7 protein-coding genes are annotated in these 7,606 nt (G+C 46.8%); 3 read left to right on the top strand and 4 right to left on the bottom strand.

The genetic code is table 11. The features are described 5' to 3' along the window. On the bottom strand, positions 1 to 220 hold a 220-nt coding region (locus AB7U36_RS14420), incomplete at its 3' end, for a 2-oxoacid:acceptor oxidoreductase family protein (protein ID WP_428160435.1). Positions 221 to 563: 343 nt separating this feature from the next. On the opposite strand from AB7U36_RS14420, the gene AB7U36_RS14415 reads away from it, so the two are divergent. After that, complete coding sequence (locus tag AB7U36_RS14415; RefSeq protein WP_428160434.1) at positions 564 to 1,166, top strand: hypothetical protein; 603 nt, start codon at positions 564 to 566, stop codon at positions 1,164 to 1,166. A 180-nt stretch (positions 1,167 to 1,346) separates the two neighbouring features. On the opposite strand, the gene AB7U36_RS14410 is transcribed toward AB7U36_RS14415, so the two are convergent. From AB7U36_RS14410 to AB7U36_RS14400, 3 genes are read right to left on the bottom strand one after another with little or no spacing between them, the layout of a single operon-like run. Then, the gene (locus AB7U36_RS14410; RefSeq protein ID WP_428160433.1) at positions 1,347 to 2,354 is read right to left on the bottom strand and encodes an electron transfer flavoprotein subunit alpha/FixB family protein; all 1,008 of its coding nucleotides are present in this window, start codon (positions 2,352 to 2,354) and stop codon (positions 1,347 to 1,349) included. An 8-nt stretch (positions 2,355 to 2,362) separates the two neighbouring features. Then, on the bottom strand, positions 2,363 to 3,208 hold the full coding sequence (locus AB7U36_RS14405; RefSeq protein WP_428160432.1) for an electron transfer flavoprotein subunit beta/FixA family protein: 846 nt from the start codon (positions 3,206 to 3,208) through the stop codon (positions 2,363 to 2,365). Between the two features lie 16 nt (positions 3,209 to 3,224). Then, on the bottom strand, positions 3,225 to 4,373 hold the full coding sequence (locus AB7U36_RS14400) for an acyl-CoA dehydrogenase family protein (RefSeq protein ID WP_287126658.1): 1,149 nt from the start codon (positions 4,371 to 4,373) through the stop codon (positions 3,225 to 3,227). Positions 4,374 to 4,890: 517 nt separating this feature from the next. Between AB7U36_RS14400 and AB7U36_RS14395 the strand changes: the two genes are divergently transcribed. Together AB7U36_RS14395 and AB7U36_RS14390 are read left to right on the top strand one after the other, a co-directional pair. After that, on the top strand, positions 4,891 to 6,156 hold the full coding sequence (locus tag AB7U36_RS14395; protein ID WP_428160431.1) for a radical SAM protein: 1,266 nt from the start codon (positions 4,891 to 4,893) through the stop codon (positions 6,154 to 6,156). A gap of 70 nt (positions 6,157 to 6,226) precedes the next feature. Beyond that, the gene (locus AB7U36_RS14390; RefSeq protein WP_428160430.1) at positions 6,227 to 7,165 is read left to right on the top strand and encodes a hypothetical protein; all 939 of its coding nucleotides are present in this window, start codon (positions 6,227 to 6,229) and stop codon (positions 7,163 to 7,165) included. Positions 7,166 to 7,606: the final 441 nt, after the last annotated feature.

The following is a 7,606-nucleotide window of genomic DNA, read 5'->3' as shown; positions in this document are numbered from 1 at the left end:
TGCAGACAAGGATATCAAGCCTGTTGCCGGGAGCGGCAACTTCCTTGTCGCTGATCCGCAGCAGATTAAAATTGTGCCCCCCCCTGACTCTTGATTCAAAATCATCTACTGAGAAGGTGAACAAACCACTGTGGTGACACACTTCGGAAAGCAGATCGCCAATGGTTTGGATACCCTCTCCCGCCGCTCCTGCAATTTTTAGTGTTACATCAGTTTTCATGGATAGTCCTTATGTTGAATGGTTGACAAGTTCTATTATTGACCTAATTTGTCATAAAATCCATCATTAAATAAATGAGAACCATGCGGCAGAAGCATTCACCGCATTCCGCAGTATGAAGAAATACCCCAAATCAATTAACGCCTCAGAATTATTTGTGACTTTAAATATTTATATCGATTTCCTTAATTGTTATAGTTGCTGTTAGCGCTTCAACCATAACTCAGGAAATGAATTTTTCCAGTCTATTTCATCGCTCCCCGACCCAGTCCCCCAAATCCGTTATAATCAGAAAAAAAACAATGACGCCCGTATTTCAGGAACATTAACTTCATTAATCGGGTTGGAGAAAGCCCTGGAGGAAAATGACCCGGAAAAAATTGACATCATTATTCAGCACATTCTTCTGTTGCATAGTATTATTTTCTCTTTTGGCGGAATTCCACTGATCTATTACGGAGATGAGCTTGGCACAATTAACGACTATTCCTATATTGAAGACATCAGCAAAGCCAATGACAGCCGGTGGGCGCACCGTCCTAGAATCGACTGGGAACAAGCCATGCGTCGCAAACAACCGGGAACGGTTGAATATAAGATATTTAACGCATTAAAAAAGATGATCGCCATTCGTAAAAAGGTTTCTGAATTTTCAGATTTTAACAACCGGAAACTGCTGGAGATCAGCAATCCCGAACTGCTGGCCTATGTTCGTTTTAATATCAAAACCCGGAAGAGTGTTTTGGTTGTGGGAAATTTTGACGCACATCCTCAATATCTGAACCTGTTTGAACTTGAAACCCAGGGATTCCAGATGGGCGAACACATAAGAGACCTATACTCTGGAAATACCCCAACCCTGTTCAAGGATCAGCTGGTAAGTAGGTGGATGAAAATAAAACCGTATTCACCTCTCAGTGTTTTTTCAATAAAATGCTATTATTAAGGAATGTTATCAATTTCAAACAAACCATTAAACCGGGAATTATTTCTATCTTGGTACTTACTTCCCCCATACCGATTTTACTGGCTGGACGGCAATTGAGCACCAACCAGGCTATACCCAGCCCAAAACCAAAGTTGAAATACCTATGTTGGTTACACAAACGTTCTTATAAAAAGACGATCAGTCCCTCATCTTCTCTTTCAGTGCCCGGATAATCCCGGAGCAGACCTGGTTGGCATCCGCCACGATGGCCACATCCGCAAGTTTCATCATCATGGCATTGGGATTTTTGTTCACAGCCACAATAAAATCGGCATCCATGAGCGCGGCCGTGTGCTGGATGGCCCCGGAGACCCCGAATGAGAAGAGCACCTTGGGCCGGATATGCTTGCCGGCCTGACCTACCAGGGCTTCGTGACCCACCCATCCGGCATGGACAACAGGGCGTGTGGCCCCGACCTCGGCATTGAGCAGCCCTGCCAGCTCAAACAGTTTTTTAAATTTACCCTTGGACCCCATGCCTCTGCCGCCGGTAATTACAATTTCCGCCTTTTCAATGCCCAGGGCTTTGGCAGGCCGGTATTCCGAATGGGTGCAGCGAACTCGCTCGGTGGGCAGATCTTCGGGCAAATCCAGAGTAACCACCTCGCCCTGGGCCGTATTATCGTGGGGCAGTTCATGGAAGGTGCCGGGTCGCACCGTTGCCATCTGGGGCCGGGCTTTGGGCGTGAGTATCCGTGCAATGAGGTTGCCCCCAAAGGATGGCGCAATCTGAACAAGCAGTCCATTATCGTCTATATCAAGATCAATGCAGTCTGCGGTAAGACCGGTGTCCAGGTGTTTTGCCACCCGGGGTGCCACTTCCTGACCAAACCGGGTGGCCCCGATCAAAATAATATCCGGATTCATCTCCCGGGCCAGCCCTATCAAAAGGTTGGTAAAGGTCTCAATGCCATAGGATTTAAGCCTTGGATGATCAATCACATAAACCCGGTCCGCACCATGGGCAATATATTCCCTGACATATTCATCCACATCATGGCCAAAAACCACGCCGCACACCCGGCCGCCGGTCTTTCCGGCAAGCGCCCTGGCCCTTGCCAGGATCTGAAGCGTGACCCGGTTTTTAAAATAGTTGCGATAGTCCCCAAGCACCCAGATATCTTTGCTGGTTGATTTTTTTGACATGTGCGTCCTCATTTCTTTTTCAAATCTTTGCCCATGGCTGAACTGATAATTTTTCCATAATCCGTAAAGAGCTGATCCACCACGGTTTTAGCGGCGCCTTTGAGCACCCGGCTCTCTTTTTGGGTGGCAGGCGAAAACACATCCAGAATACGGGTGGGCGAATCCTCCAGGGCATTGAAATCGCTGTCCAGTTCAAGGCGATCGGCATCCACAACATCAATTTTGGGAGAGACAAAGGCCCGGGCCACGCCGGCAAGTCCTGCATAACGGGGAACAAATGCGCCCTGGGCAATGGTGACAAGGCCCGGCAGATCCATCTCCAGAGTTTCCATAAAATCATCTACCAGCCGGGTGACAATCAGCGAACGTTGGCTCAACCGGATATCCGATGCCCAGCCGATGGCCGGAAAATCCAGTTCACAGGCCAACTGAGGGCCGACCTGCGCCGTTTCACTGTCACTGGTCTGGGAACCGCACAGCACAAGACCTGTATCCGGCTTAAACATCTTTATATACCGGCCAAGAATAAAAGAGGTAAGGTTGGTATCGGCCCCGGCCATTTTTCGGTCCGTAAGCAGTACACCGTGGTCTGCACCCAGGGACACGGCCTGGTGAAGTACCTCCTCGGCCATGGGCGGCCCCATGGTCAGTGCGGTTACCCGAATCCGGCGATCCTCTGACTGCCCTGTCCTTTGCAGGCGAAGCCCGGCTTCAAGGGCAAGGCGTGAGGCCGGGTCCATCATGCCCTGGGCAAGCTCCCGTTTCAGGGTGCCGGTTTTGGCGTTCCAGGGCAGTTCGGACACCATGGGCACCTGTTTGATACATACGATGATATCAAGTGTATTATTTTCCATAGCTGCGTTTTCTTCCTTAACTGGGCCGGGTAATCAGATGCCTTGCGATAACCATCTTCTGCACTTCACTGGTGCCTTCGTAGATCTGGGTCACCTTGGCTTCCCTGAAATAACGTTCCACATCATATTCCCTGGAATATCCGTATCCGCCGTGGATCTGGACGGCCAGATCCGTCACCGTCCGTGCCGTTTCACTGCAGGAGAGCTTGGCCATGGCCGATTGGGCCCCAAAATCTCCTCCCCTGTCCTTGGCTGCGGCAGCCCGGTACAACAGCAGGCGCGATGACTCAATGGATGTGGCCATATCTGCCAGATAATTCTGAATGGTTTGAAATTTTGTCAACGGGCTGTTGAACTGCTGGCGCTCCTTGGCATAACGCAATGCTGCTTCAAATGCGGCCTGGGCAATGCCTAACGCCTGGGCCGCAATACCGATACGGCCGGTATCCAGGGCAGTCAAACCGATTTTCAGGCCCTGGCCCGGTTTGCCCAGAAGATTGGTTTGAGGTATCCGGCAGTCTTCAAAAAACAGGGAAGAGACCGGATTGGCCCGCATACCGCATAAATCCTCTATTTCACCCACACTGAATCCGGGACGCGTTTTTTCCACAATAAAGACATTGGGCCGGGAGGGTCCCTGTGAATCGGCGTTCACGGCAAACACCAGAACCACATCGCACACCCCGCCGTTGGTGACAAAAATCTTGGTGCCGTTGATGGTATATCCGTCGCCGGTCTTTGTTGCCGTGGTCTCCACGCCACCGGCATCGGAACCGGCATTGGCTTCGGTCAGGCAGAATGCACCGATATGCTTTCCTGCCGCCATGTCCGGGACAAAACGGGCGATCTGTTCCTCGGTGCCAAATCTTAAAATAGGGTATAGCCCCACGCTGTTGTGAACAGAGACGCAAAGCCCGAGTGCCGCGCACACCCGGGATAACTCCTCGATCACAATGGCATAGGAAATGGTGTCAAGACCGGCTCCGCCTAAAGACGGCGGCACCTGGAGGCCAAAATAATTCAAAGGCCCCATCTTTTCAATAATTTCAGTTGGGAAGCGCCCTTCCCTGTCCAGGCTTGCGGCATGGGGTCCGATCTCATTTTCAGCAAATTCCCGCACCGTTTTTCTGACCACCTGATGTTTCATACAGGGGTTAAAATCCATAGCATCACGCCTTTTATCTTCTTAAGGGGAAATAACCCGTAAAAGTAATATAATTCCATAGGTAGGACAGGACTATACCCCATCTGGGCACATTTTCAAGTTTTTAAAAATGAACGCAGCGCAAAAGAAAAAATGCCCTTGGTCATATTTTAGGCCATCCGAATTTTTGGTAGGTTGGGTTGAGGAACGAAACCCAACGCCGATAAGTTGTTGGGTTTCACTTCGTTCAAACCAACCTACGCTGTGGCCGATGTTATGCCAAGCCCGAAAAAATATTATTCGAAATTGTAATAAATAAGCGGGCCCATTCTGACACCACACCACGAAATTACACCCATTCTTTCGAATCTATCCCGCTGCCATACTTTTTTTCCATGTATTTCCGGAGTCTTTTGTAATTATTTCCAATTTTATTATTTGTTGGCATTTTTATTGCTTTAATAAACTAATTATTATTTCCAGGCACGATGCTCCGCTTGTCGGCAACCTTTATATCTTAACGAATAGGAGAAAAAAAATGAATATATCCAACCACCCATGTTTCAATGTCAAGGTAAAAGGTGTTTGCGGACGAGTCCACCTGCCTGTTGCACCAAGATGTAATATTCAATGTAATTACTGCGATCGAAAACACGACTGTGTCGATGAAACCCGGCCAGGAGTAACCGCTGCAATCCTGAAGCCGAGTCAGGCTATGACCTATCTCAAATATGTAATTGAACAAGCGAAAGACATTTCTGTCGTGGGAATTGTAGGACCGGGCGACCCCTTTGCCAATCCCGATGAAACCATGGAAACGCTTCGGTTAGTACAAAGGCAATACCCCGAGATGATTCGTTGCGTGACCACAAACGGTTTGGGTATCGGGCCGTATATTGATGAGCTGGCCGCCATGAATATCAGCCATATCACCATCTCCCTAAACGCAATTGATCCTGAAATTGGATCAAAATTGTATTCCTTTGTTCGTTATGGCAAAAGAACCCTAGGCCCCAAACCCGGCTTCGAAGTTTTGCTGGAAAAGCAGCTTGAGGCAATCATCCGCCTTAAAGAAAAGAATATCATCACCAAGGTCAACACCGTCATTATACCGGGGATCAATGATGACCATATTGAAACGGTCGCCGAAAAAATGGCCCAACTGAAGGTAGACATCCACAACTGCATCCCCTTTTACCCAAATAAGGGGTCCAATTTTGCAAATTTGCCGGAACCATCTGATTCAGCAGTGGAGAATATTCGAAAAAAGGCGGAAAAATACATCCCCCAAATGTACCATTGCGAACGCTGCCGTGCAGATGCCGTAGGCCTTCTGGGGGAGCGCAATAGCCGCAAAATAATTAGAAAACTGCAGGAATGCGCCGAAATGCCGGAGATTTACGGTGATGACCGACCGTATGTGGCAGTCGCCAGCGTTGACGGCCGACTGGTCAATCAACACCTCGGAAAAGCGGAAGATTTATTAATCTATGGTCAAAAAGACAATGGCGGCGTTTATTTTATCGAAGCCCGAAAGACACCCAAACCCGGCGGTGGCACACAGCGTTGGGAGGACTTAAGCAATATGCTCAGTGATTGCAGGGCATTGATGGTCACCGGACTCGGCGACAGCCCTCGCCGTATACTCAAACAAAAGAAAATCGATATTCTAGAATTGGACGGAACAATCATAGAGGCTGCCGAAGCCGTTTTCGAGGGACACAGCAGGGACTTTATGCTCCAACGAGATGTCAAGGCATGCAACAAAAAGAACCCCATGGCCGGCATGGGGAGTGGATTTTGATCCATCCATGGCATAAATATGTCAAAAGAGGTCTATAGACCCGAAAAAATATAAAGAAAAGAGGTTTAACGTGGAAACACTGAAGACAAAATATGGCAAGACAAACGGCTATCAGAATCTGGAAAAATACGCATCGGGCAATCCCGCGTCCCTGATTTTTACCGAACGGTTTGAGATTAAAACACCCGTCGGGGTCATTGTGCCCCAGTATTCAGTAGATGATCATGGAAGACGGGTATTAAAACCGGTTAACTTTTATGATAATGGAAATATAAAAAAAGTACCTCTTCAAGAGGCGGCGACCATTGAAACCAAATACGGAAAAATATCCGCGGAACTGGTCATGTTTTATAATAATGAATTATTGAAAAAACTTTTTCCCCTTAATGGCAAGCTAAGCGGTTATTGGGGAGAGAAAGACGAGTATGCCCTGGCCAAAGAGCTTGAGTTAAAGCTGCCCTGTGGCACAGTTAAAGCGAAGATAATTAATATCGTCTTTTATGAAAACGGCAATATTAAAAGCATCACCTTCTGGCCGCAGGAGACTGTTGAAGCAAAAACACCCATAGGTACAATGCGTATTAGAGTTGGCATTTCATTTTATGAAGACGGTTCCATAAAATCGGCTGAACCGGCTGAGCCTTATACTGTTGAAACAAAAATTGGAAAAATATCAGCCTATGATAATGACCCGGAAGGCATTATGGGGGATATCAACTCTTTGCAGTTTAACAACCAAGGAGAAGTAACAGCGCTAAGCACCACCCAAAATGCCATAATATTAAGAAACGAAGCAGGTGGAGAGGTCAGATATACCCCTTATCAAAAAGAGAGTCTTTGTTCCGAGAACGTAGCGGTAACCATTCCACTCCAAATTGAATTTACAAATGAAACGGTGCGTTTTAACCATAGTGCTTACGAGGAGTATAATTTGTCGGAATGCTCATTCGAAGTAATCGAATATGGGAAAAAAGCAGCAAACCCCTTTTTTATATGTAATTGTAATTAGATCCCTCACCACATTAACCGTAAGGGGATTGAGCATCCCAAGCCTTCCTAAAACCAAAAAAGGCTGCCGGGTTTCGGCAGCCTTTTTCGGAAAAGGAAAAAAAGGAAAAAAGATGAATTTGTTCTCAATCTTATTATAGAATAGTATATAGCAATTGATGTGCCACCATCCCAACAAACTTCGCTTAAAAAGACAACGTACTGTTTTTAATTATTATTTTACATTGAAAAATCATTCCATGGCGTTTTTACAGGATAGATAAGGTAACCTTGAACATCTTTCAGCAGGAAAAAGTTCATTTTTTTGAACATGCGCACAGCATAGTATTAAAATTAAAAACACAACACATTAATAATTAAAACAAAAACATCAATTCACGTTCTTGAATCATATTTTCAGGCCGGGTTCATTATTTTGAACACCAAGAACAATGAATCCGTT

It is taken from the genome of Desulfobacter sp. (assembly GCF_050177295.1).
This window is presented reverse-complemented; position numbering and strand designations above follow the sequence as displayed.